Raw genomic sequence first — 19,411 nt, 5'->3', positions numbered from 1 at the left:
TGCTGCCGTACGCCCCGCGGGGCGGCGACCGAGGGGTGGCGGCTATTCCTTCTGCTCGCTCCCCTGCTCCCGCTCGGCCGCCGCCCGGAGCCGGTACTCGCTGGGCGCGACGCCGTGCGCGCCGCGGAAGGCGCGGGTGAACTCGGAGGCGCGGGGCATCCCCCAGCGGGCGGCGACGGTGTGGATGGAGGTGGCGCGCAGCGCGGGGTCGGCCAGGTCGCGGCGGGCGCCCGCCAGCCGCTGGTCGCGGATCCAGGCGGCGACGGTGTCGCCCTGGGTCTGCTGCTGGAAGATCCGGTGCAGATAGCTGAGCGAGATGTGGTGGGCGGCCGCGATCACGGTCGGGGTCAGCGTCGGGTCGTGCAGGTTCTGCCGGATGAACGCCCGGATGCCTGCGACGGTGACCCGGTGGCGGGTCTCCGGGTCCAGGGCGTCCTCCGTCTCCAGGAGGTGGGCGAGCCAGGCCGACACCAGGTCGAGGACGATCCTGCCCAGGCGGGGCGCGTCGGCCGGCCCGAGGTGCTGGGCCTGCCGGTCCACGCCGACGAGGAAGTCGGTGAGCAGGGCGCCGACGCCGTCCTGCCCGGGCAGCCGTCGGCACAGCAGCTCCCGGACCTGGTGCGGCGGCACGGACAGCAGCGCCTTGGGGAAGTCCACGCCCACGCCCCGGACGACCTGCCGCTCCCGGACGTCGTGGGAGGGGACGTCGTGGGGGAGGACGTCGTAGGGGCGTGAGCTGTCGGTCATGAGCAGGTCGCGCGGGCCGAAGGTGTTGGTCCGCCCGACGTGGTCGACCGCGAGTCCGCCCTGGAGCAGCAGCGTCAGGTGGTAGCGCTCGGGGTCGGAGCGGCGTACCAGCCGCTGGTTGCGGCGGAACCGGGACGGCTGGTACGACGTCGGCCACACGGTGACCGGCCCCAGCTCCATGAGGTGGTACTCGGCCCAGAAGTCGGCGGCGTGCGCGCTGGTGATCTCGCTGGGCGAGCGGGTCGCCGCGAGCAGGTCCCGCCAGAGGTCGAGCCTGCCCTCCACGGGTACGTCGTCGGTGCTGAACACCGTGCCGAGCATGCGCGCCGCCTTCCGATCCCAGGCCCCGGATCCCCGGGACCAAGGATAGGTGTGCCTGTGACCTCAGCGGGCGGGGACGGTCTCGGTCGCCTCGGGCAGCGGCAGGGTGAGGTCCAGGGCCACCGCCCGCTCGTCGCCCGCGTGGGTCGCGGCGCTCGCCAGCGGGCCGTGGCCGGTCGCCTTGGCGGCGAGGACGTACGCGCCTTGGGCCGGGACGGCGAGGGCGTAGCTGCCGTCCGGGGACGACAGGGTGGCGCCGGCCTGCCGGCCGCGGCGGTCGATCAGGGTGACCTTGGCGCGGGCGACCGGGGCGCCGGCGGCGTCCAGGACCCGGCCGCAAAAGCCCCGCAGAGCCGCCTCGGCACGCTCCGGGCCGGCCTCCTCCTCGCTGCTGGCGCGCAGTTGCGTGGCCGCCGAGGGGCGCGGCCGGCCGGGCAGGAAGAGCGCGAGGACCAGGCCGATCGCGACGGCGGCCGTGGCGATCAGGAAGGAGACGCGGAAGCCGTGCATGGTCGGGACCGCGACGCCGCCGACGTCGTTCGCCGTGTTGGCCAGCACCATGCCGATGACGGCGCTGGACACCGAGGTGCCGATGGACCTCATCAGGGTGTTGAGCCCGTTGGCCGCGCCGGTCTCCGAGGCGGGGACCGCGCCGACGATCAGCGCGGGCAGGGAGGAGTAGGCGAGGCCGATGCCGGCGCCCAGGACGACCGCGATGACGAGGCTCTGCCAGGCGGCGCTCATCAGGCCGAGTCCGGCGCCGTAGCCGATCGCGATGATCAGCATGCCGAGGATCAGGGTGACCTTGGGGCCGTACTTCGCGGACAGCCGGGCGTAGACGGGCGCGGTGATCATCATCGTCAGGCCGAGCGGCGCGACGAGCAGACCGGCGGTGACCATCGACTGGCCGAGCCCGTAGCCGGTGGACTCCGGCAGCTGGAGCAGCTGCGGGAGCACCAGGGAGACGACGTAGAAGGAGACGCCGACCATGATCGAGGCGAGGTTGGTGAAGAGGACGGCGGGGCGGGCGGTGGTGCGCAGGTCGACCAGCGGGGCCTTCAGCCGCAGCTCCATCACGCCCCACAGGAGGAGGACGACGGCCGCGGCGGCGAACAGGCCGAGCGTGGTGCCGGAGGTCCAGCCCCAGTCGCTGCCCTTGGTGATCGGCAGGAGGAAGAGGACGAGCCCGGTGGAGAGGCCGATCGCGCCGAGCACGTCGAAGGTGCCCTCGGCGCGGGCCGGGGACTCGGGGACGACGAGGAGGGTGAGGCCGATGGCGAGGACGCCGAGGCCGGCGGCGCCGTAGAAGAGGGCGTGCCAGTCGGCGTGCTGGGCGACCAGGGCCGCGGCGGGCAGGGCGAGGCCGCCGCCGACGCCGATCGAGGAGCTCATCAGGGCCATCGCCGAGCCGAGCTTCTCGCGGGGCAGCATGTCCCGCATCAGGCCGATGCCGAGCGGGATCGCACCCATGGCGAAGCCCTGGAGGGTACGGCCGACGATCATCGTGAGCAGGTCGCTGGTGAGCGCGCTGACGAGGGCGCCGACGACCATCACCGCGAGGCTCAGGATCAGCAGCCGCCGCTTGCCGTACAGGTCGCCGAGGCGGCCCATGATCGGGGTGGCCACGGCGCCCGAGAGAAGGGTGGAGGTCAGGACCCAGGTGGCGTTGCTGGGCTCGGTGCCCAGCAGCTGCGGCAGATCCTTGATGACCGGAACGAGCAGGGTCTGCATCACCGCGACCACGATGCCCGCGAAGGCGAGCACCGGGACGACGGCTCCGCTCGCTTGGCGGGTGGGCCGGTCGGTCGTGTGCGTCATGAGGGGGTGCCTCCGGGGCGGTGGTTCGGGGATTACATGGGACCTGAACCTGTATGCATGGGCAACTATTCCGATGCTTCGGCGTACTAACGATTTCTTTAGGTTCTCTTGGGAAAGCGACGCCTCCCCCCGCCCTGGCCGGCCACGTCCGGCGAGGGCGCTGCTGATGCCGCTGTGGCTGCCGCGGAGAATCTCTCCGTCCTGAGGCAACGATCCGGGCCGCTCATGGCCTCCTTTGAACATCTAGGAGGTGCAGTGCCCATGGGGGATCGGGATCGGAAGCAGGACAGGGACGGCAGGGACACGGAGTTCCAGGCCTTCGTCGTCGGCCGCTGGCCACGGCTGATGCGCACGGCATTTCTCCTCACGGGGGAGCAGCACGCCGCGGAGGACCTGGTCCAGTCGACGCTGGAACAGGTCTACGTGGCCTGGCGCAGGGTCGGCGCGGCCGACGAGCCGGAGGCGTACGTACGGCGCGTGATGATCAACGCGCATGCCCGCAAGTACCGCAGGAAGCTCCGCGAGTTCCTCGCGCCGAGGGACGACGGCTCGGGCCCGGCGCACGAGGTCGCCGACACCGGCGACCTGATCGCCCGGGCCGACGACCGGCACACCCTGCTGAAGGCGCTGGCCGCGCTGCCGCCGCGGCAGCGGGAGGCGGTGGTGCTGCGCTACTGGGAGGACCTGACCGAGACGCAGACGGCCGAGGCGATGGGCTGTTCGGTCGGCACGGTGAAGAGCAACGCGGCCAAGGGGATCGCGAAACTGCGCGCCATACCGGAACTGGCGGACACGGTGACGTACGGAGGGCGGAAGTGATGAACGCGGACCGGGAGACGAGCCACGACATGACACAGCACGACATCTCCCTCCTGCTGGCCGAGGCCGCGGGCGAGGTGGAGATCGGCATAGCCCCCACCCAGGCGCTCATCCGCGGCGGCCGCCGCCGCAGGGCCCGCCGCTGGGCGGTCGCCACGGCCACGGCCCTGGTGGTCGCCGGCTCGACGGGGGCGCTGGCGGCGGGCGGTCTGCCGGGGGGCGGCGGGGAGCGAGGCAGGCCCGCGGCGACGCAGCCGGCGGTCACCGAGACGTCGTCGTTCCGGCCGACGAGCAGGATCACCCTCTGGGCGGGCTCGGACGGCGGCAAGGAGTGGAAGGTCACGCTCGACGTCTGGTCGGCGCCCGGCGACCTCCGGGACGCCCGGGACATGATGAAGTCGATGGAGGAGTACGGCGAGCCCCCGACGGCCGCGAACACGCCTGCCGACCTGGTCGGCAAGAGCGCGTACTTCGTGCACCGCGGCACCGAGGAGAACGGCGTCGCCTGGCAGCACCTGACCCTGCACGGTCTGACCGCCGCGGGCGACACGATGTCGGGCGCGGACATCGACGCCTTCGCGGTCCCGCTCGACCCGACCGCCGAAGGGCCCGACCGGCTGGTGATCGGGCATGTGGCCAGGACTGCCCGGCAGGTGACCTGCACCTGGAAGGACGGCACGAAGACCGAGGTCCGCAGAACCCCCTCGACCACCGTCGGCAGCGGCGAAGGCGACGGCGGCGACGCCCCGGCCCTGCACACGGCCGACGGCTCCCCGTACGACTGGTTCGCCTGTCTGGCCCCACAGGGCACCGAGTACGAGTCGGCGGAGGTGACGCGTTAGAGGTGCCCGCTAGGGTGGCGGACGTGTCGTACACAGGCTCGAACCCCGGCCCCGCCGACCCCTTCGGCGCTTCCGACCCCTTCGGTCCCCCGCCGCCGCGCCGCTCGCCGCTGCGCCGCCCGCTGACCGTGGCGCTCGCCGTGCTGGTGCCCGGGGCGCTGCTGGGATGGCTGGCGTTCGAGGCGCTGGGCGGGACCGGGAACGGCGGAAGCGACGGGGGCGGTGGAGCGGACCGGGTGGCCGGGGCCGGGGCGGGCGTCTCCGCCGGCCCGAGCGTCCTCGACCCGGCCCCGACCCCGGCCGGCGGCAACGACAAGCCGGGCACGCTCTCCGCGTCGCCGAGCGAGACCACCGCCTCGCTCAAGGGCAAGGTCGTCGTCATCGACCCCGGGCACAACCCCACCAACTTCGAGCACACCGCCGACATCAACCGCAAGGTGGACATCGGCACCAACCGGAAGGAGTGCGACACGACGGGTACGTCCACGAACTCCGGTTACAGCGAGGCGAAGTTCACGCTGGACGTGGCCCACCGGCTGCGCACGCTGCTGCAACAGCAGGGCGCCACGGTGCGGCTGACGCAGGACGCGGACCGGCCGTTCGGCCCGTGCGTCGACGAGCGGGCCCGGATCGGGAACGCGGCGCACGCCGACGCGGTCGTCTCGATCCACGCCGACGGCGCCGGGGCCGGGCAGCGCGGCTTCCATGTGATCCTGCCGGGCGCGGTACACGAGGGCATCGCCGACAACCGGGCCATCGTCGCCCCGTCGAAGGACCTCGGAAAGCTGATCGCGGGCGACTTCGCCCGCACGACGGGCAGTTCGCCGTCGAATTACATCGGGGACGGAACCGGTCTCGTCACGCGGGAGGACCTGGGCGGTCTCAATCTGTCAACGGTTCCCAAGGTGTTCATCGAGTGCGGCAATATGCGCGATACCAAGGACGCGGCGCTGCTGACCAGCAGCGCCTGGCGGCAGCAGGCGGCGCGAGGGATCTCTGAGGGAATCGTGAGTTTCCTGCGCGGGTAGTGATCAGCGGACCGATCCGGGCGGACAGCTCAATCGTGTGGACGATAGTGTCGTCCCTACGATGAGGGGCCACCCCCGCGCTTCACACAGGGGCCTTACGGCGACATGGTGACAGCGACGCCTCTACCCGCTACGTGTATGCGTACATGCGTGTACCGACGACGAGACGACTGACGAAGGACCTGAAGTGAATATCCGCTCCCTCACTCGAGGCGACGGCGTGGTGATCGGAGCAGCGGTATTGCTGTTCATCGCGTCGTTCCTGGACAACTACTCGTACGACGGCGTCGCCAGCGGTATCGACATTCCCAGCCTCTGGTCGAGCGGACCGGTCCTGCTCAGCGTCGTCCTGGCAGGCCTCATCGGCACCGCGCTGATCGTCGTCGCCCGCGCGCTGCCCCAGCCCCGCAAGGTCGCCGGTCTGGACCTCGGCCCGTTCGGCGTGGCCTTCGTGGTCTTCGCCGCGTGGAGCGCTCTCGGCAACGTCATCGACCCGATCGGCGGCCTGGACAACTTCGGCGGCGACAACTCCAACGCCCCCTCCGCCGGCACCGGTCTGATCCTCGCCCTGGTGGCCACGCTGGTGATGGCCGGCGGCGCGATCGCCACCCCGCTGGTCCCGGCCCTCCAGGCCGGGCTCATCCCGGCGCCGAAGCCGCCGACGCCCCAGCCGTACGGTGCGCAGCCGCCGGCCGGTTACGGCTACCCGGGCGCGCCGCAGCCGTCCGCGTTCGGCGCTCCGCCGCAGCAGGGTCAGCCCGGCCAGCCGGGCCCGCAGTCGTTCGGCGGCGGTCAGCCGGCTCCGGCGCAGCCGCCGGCCGGGGACTTCTCGCCGTTCTGGTTCGCCGTGCCGGTGCCGCGTCCGCTGTACGCGGAGGACGGCGCGCCGATGCCCATCGCCGAGCTGGCGCCGGGCACCTGGTACCTCGCGGTCGAGCAGGGCGGCCAGGGTCTGATCGCCCAGACGCAGGACGGCCGTCGCGGCGTGCTGCGGGACACCTCCGGGATCCAGCGCGGCTGAGCCCCACCCCGCGACAGCGGCATACACGACAACGGCTCCTCGCCCTTCCGGGCGGGGGGCCGTTGTCGTACAGTCGCAGCCCATATCCGCGATCTGACGAACCGTCAGGAGGCAGCCATGCGGCTCGGTCTGGCGCTCGGCTACTGGGGCCGCGGCCCCTCCCTGGGCCATGTGGAGCTGGCACGTGAGGCGGAACGGCTCGGCTACGACTCCGTGTGGACGGCGGAGGCCTGGGGCTCGGACGCCTTCACCGCCCTCACCTGGATCGCGGCCCGGACGTCGACGATCCGGCTGGGCACGGCGGTCGCCCAGATGGCGGCCCGCTCCCCCACCACGACCGCGATGCACGCGCTGACCCTGGACCATCTCTCCGGCGGCCGCATGATGCTGGGGCTCGGTCTGTCGGGCCCGCAGGTCGTCGAGGGCTGGTACGGCCGCCCGTTCCCGAAGTCGCCGCTGACCGCGACCCGGGAGTACGTGGACGTCGTCCGGCAGGTGCTGCGCCGCGAGGCGCCGGTCGAGATGGACGGCCGCTTCCACGCCCACCCCTACCGCGGACCGGACGCGACGGGCCTCGGCCGGCCGCTGAAGTCGATCACCCACCCGCTCCGTCCTGATCTGCCGGTGCTGCTGGGCGCGGAGGGGCCGAAGAACGTGGCCCAGACGATCCGCATCGCCGACGGCTGGCTGCCGCTGTACTGGTCGCCGAACCGGCCGGACGCGTACGGCCCGGCGGTGGCGGAGCTGCCCGAGGGCTTCCGGGTGGCCCCCCTGGCCCAGGCACGGGTGTGCGACGACCTCGCCGAGGGCCTGCTGCCCGTGAAGGCCATGCTCGGCTTCTACATCGGCGGCATGGGCCACGCCACCCGCAACTTCCACGCCGACCTGATGGCCCGTATGGGCTACGAGGCGCAGGCCCGGCACATCCAGGAGCTGTTCCTGGCCGGCCGGCGCGAGGAGGCCGTACTGGCCGTCCCGGACGCCTTCGCCGACGAGATCTCCCTCGTCGGCCCGCGCGAACGCATCGCGGAGCGGCTGGAACTGTGGCGCAAGGGCCCGGTGACGGACCTGCTGGTCGTGGCGCCGGACCCGGACACGCTACGGGTGCTGGCGGAACTCACCGCCTAGGAAACGGATTTCCTTCGGACCGGGTTTCACGCGGACCGGGTTTCACGCGGACCGGGTTTCATACGGGTGCGAACGGCAATCCGGAGAACATGTCCCCTCGATATCGCAACGGCGCCAACCAGGCCGGGACGGTCATCGCGATCGTCGCAGACGTGATGGCTTTGATCCTGGGCCTGTGGATCGTGATGTACCTGCTCGACGCCAACCCCGGCAACGACTTCGTGCAGTTCGTCCACGACACGGCCCGCTGGCTCGCGGGCTGGTCCTACGACCTGTTCACGTTCGACAAGGCGTGGGCGCGGGTGGTGGCGGGGTACGGCCTGGCCGCGGTCGTCTACTTGTTCATCGGCCACGCGATCGCAGGCCGCGTCCACCGCCACTGAGCCGCCGCCCAGCCCGTCCGAGCCGCCACCCGGCAGCCGCCCGGCAACGCGCGCCGCCGCCCGGCAACGCGCGTCTCAGGCGCAGCAGTCCACCTCGAGCCCGGAGGGCAGCTGCTCCCCGCCGAACACCGCGCAGGTGGCCTCATGACCGCCCAGGGCCGCGACGGCGAGCAGCAGCGAGCCCGCGGTCCAGGTGGTCAGCTCGCGGGGCCAGATCGCCTCGTCCTCGAACACGAACCCGGTCCAGTACAGCCCCGACTCCGCGTCCCGCAGGTGCTGGATCGCCTGGAGGATCTCCAGCGCCCGGTCGGACTCGCCCACCGCCCACAGCGCGAGGGCGAGTTCCGCGGACTCACCGCCCGTCACCCACGGATTGGGGACGACGCACCGCACGCCCAGACCCGGCACCACGAACCGCTCCCAGTCCGCCTCGATACGGGACTTGGCCTCGGCGCCCGTCAACGCGCCGCCCAGCACGGGGTAGTACCAGTCCATCGAGTAGCGGTCCTTGTCGAGGAACCGCTCCGGATGCCGTCGTATGGCGTGCCGCAGCGCGCCCGCCGCCAACTCCCAGTCCGGCTGCGCCTCTTCGCGCTGCTCGGCGATGGCCAGCGCGCAGCGCAGCGCCTGGTGGATCGAGGAGGAGCCGGTGAGCAGCGCGTCGGCGGTCGGAGTGCCGTCGTCGTCGCGTCGCCAGCCGATCTGGCCGCCCGGCTGCTGGAGCCGCAGCACGTACTCGATCGCCGCGTAGACGGCCGGCCACATGCGGTCGAGGAAGGTGTCGTCGCCGGTGGAGAGGTAGTGGTGCCAGACGCCGACGGCTATGTAGGCGACGAAGTTCGTCTCGCGGCCGCGGTCGGTGACGTCGTCGCAGTCCCCGTCGGCGTACGCGGCGAACCACGATCCGTCGTCGTTCTGGTGCCGGGCCAGCCAGGTGTAGGCCCGGTCGGCGGCCTCGTGCTCGCCGGCCGCGTCCAGCGCCATGGCGGCCTCGGTGTGGTCCCACGGGTCGAGGTGATGGCCCCGGAACCACGGGATCGCGCCGTCCTCGCGCTGCACGGCGAGGATGCCGGCGACGGTCTCGGCGGCCTGCTCGGCGGTGAGGACCCCGGGCAAAACCAGGTGTTCTGTCCGGGGGGTGGTCACTTGGCGGCCGCCTCGGACAGCGTCGGGACGTGGGGGAGATTCGGGAGATGCGGCTTGGTCGCGTAGGCCACGAAGCTCTTGCCGATCAACGGGTTCAGCGCCTGCTCGGCGACCCGGGTGGCCAGCGGCTTCTTCATGATGTCCCAGACCAGCAGCTTGTGGTACGCCCGCACCGGCAGCGCACGGTCGTTGTCCACGCCGAACGCGCACTTCAGCCACCAGTACGGCGAGTGCAGCGCGTGGGCGTGATGGGTGCCGTACGGCTTCAGCCCGGCTTCCTTGATCTTCGTGAGCAGTTCGTCCGCCTTGTAGATGCGGATGTGGCCGCCCTCGACCTCGTGATAGGCGTCGGAGAGGGTCCAGCAGACCTTCTCGGGCCCGTAGCGCGGGACGGTGATCGCGATGCGGCCGCCCGGCTTGAGCACCCGCACCATCTCGGCGAGGACGCCCTTGTCGTCCGGGATGTGCTCCATGACCTCGGAGATGATGACGACGTCGAAGGACTCGTCGGGGAAGGGGAGCGCCAGGGCGTCGCCCTCCACCGCGGTCGCCGTCGCGCCCTCGGGTGCCTCGCCGGCCTCCTTCATCGCCGCGAACCACTTGGCGACCTCGCGGATGTCCTCGGCGTTCTGGTCGAGGGCCACGACCTGCGCGCCCCGCCGGTAGCACTCGAAGGCGTGCCGGCCGGCCCCGCAGCCGAGGTCCAGGACCCGGTCGCCCGGGGCGAGCGGGAACCGGGAGAAGTCGACGGTCAGCACGTGGCCCTGCTTTCGCGATCGGATGCTTCGGTTACGACGTCGACGTCAGGGTCGACAGCTTGAGGAACCGGGTCCGGCGCCGGGGCCGCGGACGCCCGCGGGTGACGGCCGTCGGCTATCGCCTCGCGGTAGCGGGCCACGGTCCCCTCGGCGGCCCTGGCCCAGGTGAACCGTTCCAGCACCCGTTCCCGCCCGGCCGCGCCGAGCCGGGCGCGCAGCTCGGCGTCGCCCAGGAGCCGGCTCAGACCCACGGCCAGCGCGCCCGCGTCGCCCGTCGGCACGGCCAGACAGGTCTCGCCGTCGCGCCCGGCGACCTCGGGGATCGCCCCGCCGGTCGTAGCGAGCAGCGGGGTGCCCGTGGCCATGGCCTCGGCGGCCGGCAGCGAGAAGCCCTCGTAGAGCGACGGCACGCAGGCGACCTCCGCCGAGCGCACCAGGTCGACCAGTTCGGCGTCGGAGATGCCCTTGACGAACTCGACCGCGCCTTCGAGGCCGTACCGCTCGATCGCCTGGGCGACCGGCCCCTCCTGCGGGCGCTTGCCGACGACGACGAGGTGGGCCTTCGGATGCTCGGTGCGCACCTTCGCCAGCGCCTCGACGAGGAAGACCAGGCCCTTGAGCGGGACGTCCGCGCTGGACGTCGTCACGATCCGGCCCGGCACCCGCGGCACGGCCGGATCCGGCCGGAACAGGTCGGTGTCCGCGCCGATGTGGACGACGTGGATACGGTCGTCGCGGACTCCGAGGTGGTCGACGATCTCCTGGCGGGAGGTGCCGGAGACGGTGAGCACGGACGGCAGCCGGCGCGCGACGCGCTTCTGCATGACGGTGAACCCGTACCAGCGGCGCACGGAGTACCGCCGCCGCCGGCCCTCGGCGGCGTCCAGCTCCAACTGCCGGTCCACGGTGATGGGGTGGTGGATGGTGGTGACCAGGGGCGCGCCGAGGTCCCCCAACAGCCCGTAGCCCAGGGTCTGGTTGTCGTGCACGACGTCGAACTCGCCGCTGCGGGCGCGCAGATGACGGCGGGCGCGCAGCGAGAAGGTCAGCGGTTCGGGGAAGCCGCCGGTCCACATCGTCGCCACTTCGAGGGCGTCGATCCAGTCGCGGTACTCGCCGCGCTTGGGGGTGCGGAAGGGATCCGGCTGGCGGTAGAGGTCGAGGCTGGGCAGTTCGGTGAGGGAGAGGCGGCTCTCGTGCTCCGGGTCGAGTACCGGGTCCAGCACCGGATAGGGCTGGGAGCCGATCACCTCGACGCGGTGACCGAGGCGGACGAGCTCCCGCGAGAGATGCCGTACGTAGACGCCCTGGCCCCCGCAGAACGGGTTCCCCTTATAGGTGAGGAGCGCGATGTCGAGCGGTCGCCCGCCGTCAGCGGCAAGGTCCTTCCGGGACCCCGCCCGACTGGCCTCAGCGGTCACTCCGGGCCCCCTTCTGCCTGCATTGTCCCGCGAGACTACGACGGGACGCTAATCTAGAACAAGTTTCAGACTTGATCGTTCGGGAGGCTCTGAATCTACCGGCAGGTAGCTGCGCTGTGAGCGGTGGATCAGGTGATTCGCGCCACGACGGAACGGAACGGAACGGAAACGGGACCCATGCCTGCGGAAGTGACCCCTCAGCGCCCCGCGCACTCCCCCCTCACCGAGCGGCAGGAGGCGCGCCGCCGCCGCATCCTGCGCGCGAGCGCGCAACTGGCCAGCCGGGGCGGTTTCGACGCGGTGCAGATGCGGGAGGTCGCGGAGTCCTCGCAGGTCGCCCTCGGCACCCTCTACCGCTACTTCCCCTCCAAGGTGCATCTGCTGGTCGCCACGATGCAGGACCAACTGGAGCACATGCACGGCACGCTGCGGAAGAAGCCCCCGACGGGCGAGAGCGCGGCGGACCGGGTCGCGGAGACCCTCATGCGCGCCTTCCGCGCCCTCCAGCGCGAGCCGCATCTGGCCGACGCGATGGTCCGCGCCCTGACCTTCGCCGACCGCAGCGTCTCCCCGGAGGTCGACCAGGTCTCCCGGCAGACCACGGCGATCATCCTGGACTCGATGGGCCTGACCGATCCCACCCCCGAGCAGCTCTCCGCGGTCCGCGTCATCGAGCACACCTGGCACTCGGCGCTGATCACCTGGCTGTCGGGCCGCGCGTCGATCGCCCAGGTCCGCATAGACATCGAGACGGTCTGCCGCCTGATCGACGTGACGGACCCTCGGACGGACGCATAGAACTGCGGACAGACAGAACCTACGAGACGAAGAGGGCTTTCCGTCAGGCCCGGTCCTGCGACCTTCCGGTCCCTCAGTCCGTCCGTCGACGTCGGCCCCAGCGGATGCCCGTACCTCTCGGCGTCTCGCCAAAGTCGGCTACTCCGGTCGAACTCCCTCATTCGCCTCGTAGGCCACTACCAGAATAGAACACGCAGAGCGAAAAAGAACACCCCAAAAGGGATATTTTTCACTCTTCTGGAGGAAAGACCGTCTCGTCGCTCCCCAGCAGCGTGATCGTGATCGCCTCCACCGGGCAGCTCTCCGCCGCCGCCAGCACCCGTTCGTTCGCGTCCGTGTCCGGATCCGCCGGATGGGACTGGCGCGCGGTGTCCAGCCGGAAGCCGTCGGGCGCGTGGTGGATGCACTGGGCCGACCCGATGCACAAGGCGCGGTCCACCTCGACGTGCCACCGATCGCCCGCCCCCACGCCCGAATCCGCTCGCGCGGGAGGCACCCCCATCGCCCTCATCCCTCGAACCCGGCCGGCAGGTGGATCATCTTGTGCTCCAGGTACGCGCCGAAGCCCTCGGGCCCGAACTCCCGCCCCAGCCCGGAGTTCTTGTAGCCGCCGAACGGGCCGAGCATGTCCAGGCTGAAGGTGTTCACCGAGTACGTCCCCGTACGGACCTGGCGCGCGATCTCGATGCCGTGCTCGACGTCGGCCGTCCAGACGCTGCCGCTGAGCCCGTAGTCGGAGTCGTTGGCGATCTTCAGCGCCTCGGTCTCGTCGCCGTAGGGCAGCAGACAGATCACCGGTCCGAAGATCTCCTCGCGGGCGATCCGCATGGAGTTGTCGACGTCGCCGAAGAGCGTCGGCTCGACGTACCAGCCGCGGTCCAGGCCGGGCGGACGGCCGCCGCCGGTGAGGATCTTCGCGCCCTCCTCCTGCCCGATGCGGATGTAGTCGAGGTTGCGGCGCTGCTGCCGCTCGGCCACCAGCGGGCCGACCTGGGTGGCCGGGTCCAGCGGATCGCCGACCACGAGGGCGCTCGCCGCCGCGGCGAAGGCGTCCGCGAACTCGTCGTAGCGCGAGCGCGGCAGCAGGATGCGGGTCTGGGCGACACAGGCCTGTCCGTTGTTCATCCAGGCGGCCGAGACGATCCCGGGGACGGCCGTGGCGATGTCCGCGTCCGGCAGCACGATCGCCGCCGACTTGCCGCCCAGCTCCAGGGTCACCCGCGTCAGGTTCCTGGACGCCACCTCCATGACCCGTCGGCCGGCCGCGACCGAGCCGGTGAACGCGACCTTGTCGACGCCCGGATGCCCGACCAGGTACTCGCTCACCTCGCGGTCCGCCGGCAGGATCGACAGCACGCCCTCCGGCAGTCCTGCCTCGCGCGCGATGTCCGCCAGGATGTAGGCGTCGAGCGGCGTCTCCGGGGACGGCTTCAGCACCACCGCGCAACCGGTGAGCAGCGCGGGCGCGAGCTTGGCGGCGGCCACGAACTGCGGGACGTTCCAGGGGACGACGGCCGCGACCACGCCCACCGGCTCACGCCGGACGAGGATCTTCCCGAGCACGCCGGCGCGCCGCTCCTCATAGGTGAAGTCCCGGGCGACGGTGATCGCCGCGTCCCACACCATCATCGCGCCGAGGGCCTGCGCGAGGACGCTCCAGGAGTACGGGGAGCCGTTCTCGGACGAGATCACCCGGGCGATCTCCTCGTGCCGCGTGAGGATCCCGTCCTTGATGCGGGTGACGACCGCGAGCCGCTCGTCGAGAGACAGCCGCGGCCAGGGCCCCTCGTCGAAGGCCTGCCGCGCCACGGCGACGGCCCGGTCCACATCGGCCGCCGACGCGTGCGGCACCCGCCCGATGACCTCCTCGGTGTGCGGGGAGATCACCTCGATGACGGCGTCGCCCAGCGGGTCCGTCAACTCTCCGCCGATGACCAGCTTTCCGTGTTCCACGAGCTCAGCCATGTCCGTTGCCTTCATTTCTGACGGTGTATCAGCTGTCCTCAGAACTGATACCAGTTCTAGTTATAGTGAGCAATGGCCGTGCGGACGCGGGGCCACAGGAGGGGGCGGGCAGATGACGGCTACGTTCGATCACGGCGGGGGTGTCAGGTCTCTCCGGGTGCCGATCCCCGACAACCCGCTCGGCCACACCCTGGTGTACGTCGTCGACACCGACCGCGGGCCCGTGCTGATCGACACCGGCTGGGACGACCCGGCGTCCTGGGACGCGCTGACCTCGGGGCTGGTCGCCTGCGGCACGTCGGTCGACGCCCTGCACGGGGTCGTCGTCACGCACCACCACCCCGACCACCACGGGCTGTCCGGCCAGGTACGGGAGGCCTCCGGGGCGTGGGTGGCGATGCACGCCGCGGACGCCTCGATCGTGCGGCGGACCCGGGAGACCCGCGCCGAACGCTGGTACACGTACATGACGGACAAGCTCACGGCGGCCGGCGCCCCCGAGGAGCACATCGCCCCGCTGCGCACGCCCCGGGCCCGCCGCACCGTCCCCAGCCTGGCTCCCGCGCTCCCCGACCGCGAGATCGTCCCCGGTGAGTTCCTCGACCTGCCCGGCCGGCGCCTGCGCGCGATCTGGACGCCGGGCCACACCCCTGGCCATGTCTGCCTCCACCTGGAGGAGGAGCATCCTGCCCGACTGCCGGGCCACGGACGCCTGTTCTCCGGCGACCACCTGCTCCCGGAGATCACCCCGCACATCGGCCTGTACGAGGACCCCGACGACGCCACCGTCACCGACCCCCTCGGCGACTACCTCGACTCGCTCGAACGCGTCGGCCGCCTCGCCCCCGCCGAGATCCTCCCGGCCCACCAGTACAGCTTCACCGACGCGCCCTCCCGGGTAAGGGAGTTGCTCACCCACCACGAGGACCGCCTCACCGGCCTGCTCACCCTCCTGGCCACCCCCCTCACCCCCTGGCAGCTCGCGGAACGGATGGAGTGGAACCGACCCTGGGACCAAATCCCGTACGGCTCACGGAACATCGCGGTCTCGGAAGCCGAGGCCCATCTGCGGCGACTGGTGAAGCAGGGACGCGCGGAGGCGGTGACCGGGAGCGATCCGGTAACGTACGCGGCGGTGTAAATCACTCGCGGCGGGCGTCGGCTCCTTGATACCAACGCCCTCATGGACCCCCTGCAGCGGCTGCTCGCCGAACGCGCCTGCGAGCGCCTCGTCGTCGACTTCGTCCACCGGCTGGATCTCGGCGAACCCGCCTCGGTGGCCGAGCTGTTCACCGAGGACGGCACCTGGGAGTGGCCGGAGGGCGAGCGGGTGGTCAAGGGGCGGTCGGCGCTGCGGGAGTACTTCGGTTCGCGTCCCTCCGACCGCCTCTCGCGCCGCCTGATGTCGAACATCCTGGTCACGCCGACCGCGCCGGACACCGCCCTGGCCACTTCGTACTTCTCGACGTACCGGGTCGACGGCTACGAGGGCGGCGTCGTCCCCGCCGGACCACCCGTCCAGGTCGGGCACTATCAGGACGCGTTCCGCCGGGTCGACGGGGTGTGGCTGCTGGAGACCCGGGTGCTGTTCCTCCCCTTCGGCGGACCGACACCCCGCGTAGGCTGCTGACTTGATCGGATCGTCGGATCGTCGGATCACGGGGGCCGGGCCGGGGGGCCATGGGCATGAGGGGGATGAAGGCCGATGAATCATGCGACTGAGGCGTTCCAGCCACTCCAGGCGGACGATCCGCCCCTGGTGGCCGGTTACCGTCTCGCCGCCCGGCTCGGGGCGGGCGGCATGGGACGGGTCTACCTGTCGCACACACAGGGCGGCCGGCCGCTGGCGATCAAGGTGGTACGCCCGGAGTTGGCCGACGACCCCGCCTTCCGGCGGCGGTTCCGCCGGGAGATCAAAGCCGCCCGGCGGGTCCGTGGCGCGTACACCGCCGAGCTGATCGACGCCGACGCGGACGGCGTACCTCCCTGGCTGGCCACGCTGTACGTGCCCGGGCCCTCGCTGGCGGAGGCCGTCGCCCGGCGCGGGCCGCTGCCGGTGCCCGCGGTCCTGTGGCTGATGGCGGGGGTGGCAGAGGCGCTCCAGGCCATCCACGGTGCGGGAATCGTGCACCGGGACCTGAAGCCGTCGAACGTACTGCTCGCCGCCGACGGGCCGCGCGTGATCGACTTCGGCATCTCGCTGGCCTCCGACGTCACCTCGAACACCGCCACCGGCCTCGCCGTCGGCACCCCGCAGTTCATGGCTCCCGAGCAGGCGACCGCGGGTGAGGTCACCGCGGCGACCGACGTGTTCGCGCTCGGTCAGACGGCGGCGTTCGCGGCCCTGGGCGAGCCGCTGTACGGGGACGGCCCCTCGGTCAGCGTGCTGTACCGGATCGTGCACTCGGAACCCGATCTGTCCCTGCTGCCCGAACCGCTCCGTCCGCTGATCGCCCGCTGCCTCGCCGCCGATCCGGCGGAGCGGGTCACCCCGGCGGAGATCGTCGAGTGGTGCAGGCGGCGTCTGGACGGAGACGCGGAGGACGGCGCCGGCCCGACCGTCTGGCAGGAGGTCACCGGGCCGGAGGTGACGGTTCCGTCTCCGGTCCCCGATCCCACCCCGGTGCACATACCGACGTTGCCCGCGCCGCCCTCGCACGAGGCGCACCGGCACATGACGGCCTCGAACGCGATGGCCCCCCATGCGATGCCCTTGATCGCGCCGGTGCAGTCGCAGCTCACGCGGCCGGACGGGCGGTCGACCCGCCGTCGGCGCACCGCGTTGCTCACGGCTGCCGCCGTGACCGCGGGTGCACTGGTGCTGAGCGGCCTGGCGTGGACGGTCATGGAGGCGGCGGACCGACTCCGCCACCGGGACACGGCCGGGGCGTCCTCGACGCCCGTTCCGTCCGGGTCCGCACGGTCTTCGGCGCCCTCGTCGACAGCCGCGCCGGACTCGGTGGCCGGCGACCGGACAGCAGAGGGGTCGGGCCCCTCCTCGACCGTGCCCAAGACGCCGCAGGCCACCGCGTACCCCCTCCAGTGGCTGGACGCGAAGACCTCGCTGGACGTCAAGGAGCCGGTCCGGCGCGAGGACGGCAAGGGGGACATCCGGTTCGCCTGCAAGCAGGACGACTGCGCGCTGGAGAGCGACACCAGCGTGCTCTCCATGGTGTACGGCGACCCCGGCGGCGGTCTCGACACGTGCCGCATCCTCCTCACCGGCGCCAAGAGCCACCGGCTTCCCCTCGCCGCGGCGGCGGCCGGCAGCGAGATCTGCGTCAAGCACCCCTCCGGGGACATCGCGCTGCTCGTGATCCAGGTGAAGTCGACCGCGCTGCCGGAGATCGGCTTCGTGACCGCGGACATGACGGTCTGGCGGGCGGCCTAGGGGGCTTCTGATGGATCTCCGCGGCGTCGCGACGCCCGGCACGCACTCTCGCCGCACCGGGCGAGAGCACGCACCGAACGCCGCTCCTTCTCCCACGGAGATCCATCAGAAGCCCCCTAGTCAGCAGCCCGCCGTCGACCTGATCAACTCGGCGGCCGGTAAGAGGAGTTCCGTCTCCTCGCGGCTCATCGTCGGGTTGGCCGCCCGCCTCCGCAGGGCCTCCGCCAGGCCCTCCTCGGTGAGGTCGCAGGGGTCGGCGAGCAGCGCGGTCAGCATCGCCCGGGCCGGGTCGGCGATGGGCTGCGCAGAGACGGCCACCTGGGCGAGGATCACCGCGGACATGCCCCAGTCGAGGCCGGGGTCGCCCTCCTCCGCGTTGGCCCAGTCGATGACCCGCGGGCCGTCGGACGTCAGCATGACGTTGTCCGGGTGCAGGTCGAGGTGGAGGATGCGGGCGCGGGAGTCGGCCGAGACCCGTCCCGGGACGGCGTGCAGCGCGCGCAGCAGCCGGGCCAGCACGATTCCCGCCTCCTCGGCGTCCAATGTGCCCGCCGCGAACGCCTGGAGCATCGTCGGCCCGTCCAGGCGCTCCATCACCAGCTCGGTGCGCGAGCCGGAGGGCCGAACGGCGGGCGCGGGGTAGCCGTGCGCCCGCACATACGCCATCACCGCGCCCTCGGCGGCCGCGTCCCCCCACCCTTCGCGGTCCCGGCGCAGTACCCACGCCTCGTCGATCTCGTAGACGTCGGCGGTACGGCCCGAGCCGAGCAGCCGCCCCATCCCCGCACCCATCCCCGCACCCATCCCCGCGCCTATTCCCGTCCCCGTTCCTGTCTCCGACATGGCCATGAACGTACCCGTTCGAGACCGCGGTCACATTCGAGGGTCCTACGACGGGCCCGGAAGGCCGTTGACCGGTGAACCACCCCACATGACTCACATCACCTACTAATTACCCTAGTCGGATAAATCGGTTACCATGCCCATGACATTACTACCCCTGACCTGCACATTGAGAGCCAGGTCACACAAGCGACCTTCGCCGCGAATACGACCTCAACTAGCAAAGAGGGTCTTTGCGGACGGCTCCCGACCCTGCTTCTCTGGATGACGTCGCAAGGTGCCGACGAGCCCACGGGCCTCGGCACCGACGCATGCAGCCGCCACCCACCGCACACCACGCGGTGCGGCCACGCACCGCGTGACTCCGGCATGCAGCGACCGACTCTGCCCCCGAAGAAAAAGGTTCTCCGTGTCCGTCTCCGTCATCCGTCGCATCGCTTCCCCGAAGAAGGCCCTCACCGTCGTCGCCGTGGCCGCCGCCACCGCCGGCATGGCGCTGTCCGCGGCGCCCGCCCAGGCCGCGACGTCGTCCGTGGCCTCGGCCTCCCAGGCCAAGGCGATCGCGCACAAGATGATCCCGAACACGGCTCAGTACAACGCCTTCGCCAACATCGTGAAGCACGAGAGCGGCTGGGACGTCGACGCCACCAACGCCTCCTCCGGCGCCTACGGCCTCGTCCAGGCCCTGCCCGGCTCCAAGATGGCCTCGGCCGGCTCCGACTGGAAGACCAACGCCAAGACCCAGATCAAGTGGGGTCTGGACTACATGAACTCCCGCTACGGCAGCCCGGTCGGCGCCTGGAACTTCTGGCAGGCCAACGGCTGGTACTGAGCCACGCCGCCCTCCCCCAGAGCCGCCGGAGGCGGGGGGCCCCCCCAGCCCCGGGGGCGCCCGCGTGCGGGGGTTGGGTTTACAAACCGCCGGCCCGCCCACCCCGCGGGCGTCTCGTCGGGGGGGGGGGGGGGGGGGTGCCCCGCGCCC

19 protein-coding genes are annotated in these 19,411 nt (G+C 71.8%); 11 read left to right on the top strand and 8 right to left on the bottom strand.

Features of this window, described 5'->3' with window-relative positions:
* Positions 1-42: 42 nt before the first annotated feature.
* Both AB0J04_RS26695 and AB0J04_RS26690 read right to left on the bottom strand, forming a co-directional pair.
* On the bottom strand, positions 43-1,068 hold the full coding sequence (locus AB0J04_RS26695; protein WP_363171085.1) for a helix-turn-helix domain-containing protein: 1,026 nt from the start codon (positions 1,066-1,068) through the stop codon (positions 43-45).
* Positions 1,069-1,131: 63 nt separating this feature from the next.
* The gene (locus AB0J04_RS26690) at positions 1,132-2,886 is read right to left on the bottom strand and encodes an MFS transporter (RefSeq protein ID WP_363171084.1); all 1,755 of its coding nucleotides are present in this window, start codon (positions 2,884-2,886) and stop codon (positions 1,132-1,134) included.
* A gap of 261 nt (positions 2,887-3,147) precedes the next feature.
* On the opposite strand from AB0J04_RS26690, the gene AB0J04_RS26685 reads away from it, so the two are divergent.
* From AB0J04_RS26685 to AB0J04_RS26660, 6 genes are all read left to right on the top strand, one after another.
* Positions 3,148-3,705: a SigE family RNA polymerase sigma factor gene (locus AB0J04_RS26685; protein ID WP_363171083.1), complete on the top strand. Its 558-nt coding sequence runs from the start codon at positions 3,148-3,150 to the stop codon at positions 3,703-3,705.
* Complete coding sequence (locus tag AB0J04_RS26680) at positions 3,705-4,547, top strand: hypothetical protein (RefSeq protein WP_363171082.1); 843 nt, start codon at positions 3,705-3,707, stop codon at positions 4,545-4,547. Before AB0J04_RS26685 ends, AB0J04_RS26680 begins: the two co-directional genes overlap by 1 nt.
* A 23-nt stretch (positions 4,548-4,570) precedes the next feature.
* Entirely contained in the window at positions 4,571-5,575 is a 1,005-nt protein-coding gene (locus AB0J04_RS26675) for an N-acetylmuramoyl-L-alanine amidase (protein ID WP_363171081.1), read from the top strand.
* Positions 5,576-5,762: 187 nt separating this feature from the next.
* The gene (locus AB0J04_RS26670; protein WP_363171080.1) at positions 5,763-6,596 is read left to right on the top strand and encodes a hypothetical protein; all 834 of its coding nucleotides are present in this window, start codon (positions 5,763-5,765) and stop codon (positions 6,594-6,596) included.
* A gap of 117 nt (positions 6,597-6,713) precedes the next feature.
* Positions 6,714-7,724 (top strand): LLM class F420-dependent oxidoreductase, encoded by a 1,011-nt coding sequence (locus AB0J04_RS26665; protein ID WP_363171079.1) that lies wholly within the window; start codon positions 6,714-6,716, stop codon positions 7,722-7,724.
* An 89-nt stretch (positions 7,725-7,813) separates the two neighbouring features.
* Positions 7,814-8,107, top strand: coding sequence for a hypothetical protein (locus tag AB0J04_RS26660; protein WP_363171078.1), 294 nt, complete (start codon positions 7,814-7,816; stop codon positions 8,105-8,107).
* 75 nt (positions 8,108-8,182) lie between these two features.
* Here AB0J04_RS26660 and AB0J04_RS26655 read toward each other — a convergent pair whose 3' ends face one another.
* Genes AB0J04_RS26655 through AB0J04_RS26645 form a run of 3 tightly spaced genes read right to left on the bottom strand, consistent with a single transcriptional unit; the run spans position 8,183 to position 11,432 of the window.
* Entirely contained in the window at positions 8,183-9,253 is a 1,071-nt protein-coding gene (locus tag AB0J04_RS26655; protein ID WP_363171077.1) for a prenyltransferase, read from the bottom strand.
* The gene (locus AB0J04_RS26650; RefSeq protein ID WP_363171076.1) at positions 9,250-10,011 is read right to left on the bottom strand and encodes a class I SAM-dependent methyltransferase; all 762 of its coding nucleotides are present in this window, start codon (positions 10,009-10,011) and stop codon (positions 9,250-9,252) included. The genes AB0J04_RS26655 and AB0J04_RS26650 overlap by 4 nt, the downstream gene beginning before the upstream one ends.
* A complete protein-coding gene (locus AB0J04_RS26645; protein WP_363171075.1) occupies positions 10,005-11,432 on the bottom strand; it encodes a glycosyltransferase family 4 protein in 1,428 nt (475 codons plus the stop codon). Before AB0J04_RS26645 ends, AB0J04_RS26650 begins: the two co-directional genes overlap by 7 nt.
* Before the next feature lie 177 nt (positions 11,433-11,609).
* Here AB0J04_RS26645 and AB0J04_RS26640 point away from each other — a divergent pair, with 177 nt between their 5' ends.
* The gene (locus AB0J04_RS26640; RefSeq protein ID WP_363171074.1) at positions 11,610-12,230 is read left to right on the top strand and encodes a TetR family transcriptional regulator; all 621 of its coding nucleotides are present in this window, start codon (positions 11,610-11,612) and stop codon (positions 12,228-12,230) included.
* Between the two features lie 229 nt (positions 12,231-12,459).
* Here the strand turns inward: AB0J04_RS26640 and AB0J04_RS26635 are convergent, their stop codons facing one another.
* Positions 12,460-12,732, bottom strand: a complete 273-nt coding sequence (locus tag AB0J04_RS26635) for a ferredoxin (protein ID WP_363171073.1) — start codon at positions 12,730-12,732, stop codon at positions 12,460-12,462.
* Between the two features lie 5 nt (positions 12,733-12,737).
* Positions 12,738-14,195 (bottom strand): aldehyde dehydrogenase, encoded by a 1,458-nt coding sequence (locus AB0J04_RS26630; protein WP_363171072.1) that lies wholly within the window; start codon positions 14,193-14,195, stop codon positions 12,738-12,740.
* A gap of 112 nt (positions 14,196-14,307) precedes the next feature.
* Here AB0J04_RS26630 and AB0J04_RS26625 point away from each other — a divergent pair, with 112 nt between their 5' ends.
* The 3 genes from AB0J04_RS26625 (at position 14,308) to AB0J04_RS26615 (ending at position 17,586) form a co-directional block, all read left to right on the top strand.
* Positions 14,308-15,336 carry an MBL fold metallo-hydrolase gene (locus AB0J04_RS26625; RefSeq protein WP_363171071.1) on the top strand — a complete coding sequence of 343 codons (1,029 nt, stop codon included), beginning with the start codon at positions 14,308-14,310 and terminating at the stop codon, positions 15,334-15,336.
* A gap of 42 nt (positions 15,337-15,378) precedes the next feature.
* Entirely contained in the window at positions 15,379-15,825 is a 447-nt protein-coding gene (locus tag AB0J04_RS26620; RefSeq protein WP_363171070.1) for a nuclear transport factor 2 family protein, read from the top strand.
* A gap of 75 nt (positions 15,826-15,900) precedes the next feature.
* Positions 15,901-17,586 (top strand): serine/threonine-protein kinase, encoded by a 1,686-nt coding sequence (locus tag AB0J04_RS26615; protein ID WP_363171069.1) that lies wholly within the window; start codon positions 15,901-15,903, stop codon positions 17,584-17,586.
* Positions 17,587-17,706: 120 nt separating this feature from the next.
* On the opposite strand, the gene AB0J04_RS26610 is transcribed toward AB0J04_RS26615, so the two are convergent.
* Positions 17,707-18,366 (bottom strand): phosphotransferase, encoded by a 660-nt coding sequence (locus tag AB0J04_RS26610; RefSeq protein ID WP_363171113.1) that lies wholly within the window; start codon positions 18,364-18,366, stop codon positions 17,707-17,709.
* A 472-nt stretch (positions 18,367-18,838) separates the two neighbouring features.
* Between AB0J04_RS26610 and AB0J04_RS26605 the strand changes: the two genes are divergently transcribed.
* Positions 18,839-19,261, top strand: coding sequence for a transglycosylase SLT domain-containing protein (locus AB0J04_RS26605; RefSeq protein ID WP_363171068.1), 423 nt, complete (start codon positions 18,839-18,841; stop codon positions 19,259-19,261).
* Positions 19,262-19,411 lie beyond the last annotated feature (150 nt).

Source organism: Streptomyces sp. NPDC050263, assembly GCF_040655955.1.
Lineage (GTDB): Bacteria > Actinomycetota > Actinomycetes > Streptomycetales > Streptomycetaceae > Streptomyces.
Note: the sequence above shows the minus strand (reverse complement) of the source record. Positions and strands in the feature narration are given on the sequence as shown.

Coding starts and splice junctions, on each gene's coding strand:
- AB0J04_RS26630 (WP_363171072.1), bottom strand. CDS start 14,195: ATGGCTGAGCTCGTGGAACACGGAAAGCTGGTCATCGGCGGAGAGTTG.
- AB0J04_RS26665 (WP_363171079.1), top strand. CDS start 6,714: ATGCGGCTCGGTCTGGCGCTCGGCTACTGGGGCCGCGGCCCCTCCCTG.
- AB0J04_RS26625 (WP_363171071.1), top strand. CDS start 14,308: ATGACGGCTACGTTCGATCACGGCGGGGGTGTCAGGTCTCTCCGGGTG.
- AB0J04_RS26640 (WP_363171074.1), top strand. CDS start 11,610: ATGCCTGCGGAAGTGACCCCTCAGCGCCCCGCGCACTCCCCCCTCACC.
- AB0J04_RS26695 (WP_363171085.1), bottom strand. CDS start 1,068: ATGCTCGGCACGGTGTTCAGCACCGACGACGTACCCGTGGAGGGCAGG.
- AB0J04_RS26635 (WP_363171073.1), bottom strand. CDS start 12,732: ATGGGGGTGCCTCCCGCGCGAGCGGATTCGGGCGTGGGGGCGGGCGAT.
- AB0J04_RS26615 (WP_363171069.1), top strand. CDS start 15,901: ATGAATCATGCGACTGAGGCGTTCCAGCCACTCCAGGCGGACGATCCG.
- AB0J04_RS26610 (WP_363171113.1), bottom strand. CDS start 18,366: ATGGGGCGGCTGCTCGGCTCGGGCCGTACCGCCGACGTCTACGAGATC.
- AB0J04_RS26680 (WP_363171082.1), top strand. CDS start 3,705: ATGAACGCGGACCGGGAGACGAGCCACGACATGACACAGCACGACATC.
- AB0J04_RS26685 (WP_363171083.1), top strand. CDS start 3,148: ATGGGGGATCGGGATCGGAAGCAGGACAGGGACGGCAGGGACACGGAG.
- AB0J04_RS26690 (WP_363171084.1), bottom strand. CDS start 2,886: ATGACGCACACGACCGACCGGCCCACCCGCCAAGCGAGCGGAGCCGTC.
- AB0J04_RS26660 (WP_363171078.1), top strand. CDS start 7,814: ATGTCCCCTCGATATCGCAACGGCGCCAACCAGGCCGGGACGGTCATC.
- AB0J04_RS26620 (WP_363171070.1), top strand. CDS start 15,379: ATGGACCCCCTGCAGCGGCTGCTCGCCGAACGCGCCTGCGAGCGCCTC.